This is a genomic window from Rhodoferax sp. ZS1R8, from assembly GCF_056521325.1.
The window spans coordinates 1-1,374 of the sequence record NZ_JBWMBA010000083.1 but is presented as its reverse complement, the minus strand read 5'-3'; the positions used below and the strand labels follow the sequence as shown (position 1 = coordinate 1,374).

Here is a 1,374-nt window from a genome sequence, read left to right as displayed (position 1 = left end):
GTCAAAACCCACTGGCAACCGCACCTCGGCTCCCCAGGATTGGCCGGATTGCCAACCGGACCTGCCCCGGAAGTTTGCAGTAGATGCCATGACGTCGGGCAGGCTGCCCCATATGTCGCGCCGACCATCGCCATCGGCATCCACAGCATAGGTGAGAAAACTGGTGGGCAAAAACTGTGTTTGCCCCATCGCACCAGCCCATGAGCCGATCATGTTTGCCCGATCAATGTCCCCGTTTTGCAAAATGTGCAGGGCAGCGAGTAACTGGCTGCGGGCCCATGCCTCGCGCCGGCCCTCAAAGCCCAGCGTTGCAAGTGTGTCTACCGTGGGTATATCGCCCATAAAACTGCCGTAGCTGCTCTCCATGCCCCAGATCGCAACCAGCACTTCCGGCGGCACACCGTAGCGCGTGGCGATGGGTTCGATTTGCGTGCGCAGCTGCTGCAGCTTGTCGCGTCCACGGCTGATGCGCTGTGCAGACACTGCGCTGTCCAGGTAGTCCCAGACCGTGCGGGCAAATTCGGGTTGAGCCTTGTCCGCATCAACGGTACGCGTTATGAAGCGCACGTTATCAAACGCGAGTTTGAGCGTGGCATCCGTAATGCCTGCCGTGCGGGCTGTGGTACTGAAATCGGCCACCCAGTGGGTGAACCTCTGGTTGGGTTCGGTCTCACCAGGCACCGCAGGGGGCAATGTGTTCTTGCTTTCGACCGGTGGCGCAGAGGCGCACCCAGCCAACACCAAGGCGGTCCACAGGATCAAGGCGCGCGCGCCAGCGGGTTGGCGGTGTGCGGTGAATATAGATTTCATGAGACCAGTTGTTGTTCGGCGCAGGGTACTAGTCATTGCGGGTTTGTCTGCGGGTGTGTGGGCGGCAGGGTGTCGCAAGGCGACCAAGCTTTCTGTGATTACAGCAGGTCAAACGGTGCTTGCCTTTGGTGACAGTGTGACCTATGGCACGGGTGCCGCCCGCGGTGAGGACTGGCCCAGCCTGTTGGCCCAAAAAACAGGCTGGAAAGTGGTGAATACCGGCGTCCCCGGCGATACGGCGGCCAATGGCAAGGGGCGCATCCAGGCCCTGCTGGATGAACACCGCCCAGCCCTGGTGATATTGGAGATTGGTGGCAATGATTTCTTGCGCCGGGCAGCGCCCGCTGCCGTCAAGGAAGACCTTCGCCAGTTGATCAAGTCCAGCCTGCAGGCCGGTGCGCAGGTGGCACTGGTGGCAGTACCCGAGCTGTCGCTGATGGGCATGGTGGCCGGTAAGCCCAGCGACTCGCCCATGTATGCAGAGCTTGCAGATGAGGAGAAAGTGTCCCTTGTGCCCCATGTTTTTTCTGACACGTTGTCGCGCTCTGAGCTGTGTGCCGACCG

Annotated in this window: 2 protein-coding genes; one reads left to right on the top strand and one right to left on the bottom strand. The window is 60.8% G+C overall.

Going from position 1 to position 1,374, the window contains the following annotated elements; genetic code table 11:
* Positions 1–810, bottom strand: an 810-nt coding sequence (locus AC097P_RS23960; protein WP_479612930.1) for a lytic murein transglycosylase, incomplete at its 3' end; no start/stop codon positions are given.
* Between the two features lie 94 nt (positions 811–904).
* Between AC097P_RS23960 and AC097P_RS23955 the strand changes: the two genes are divergently transcribed.
* Positions 905–1,374, top strand: a 470-nt coding sequence (locus AC097P_RS23955; protein WP_479612929.1) for a GDSL-type esterase/lipase family protein, incomplete at its 3' end; no start/stop codon positions are given.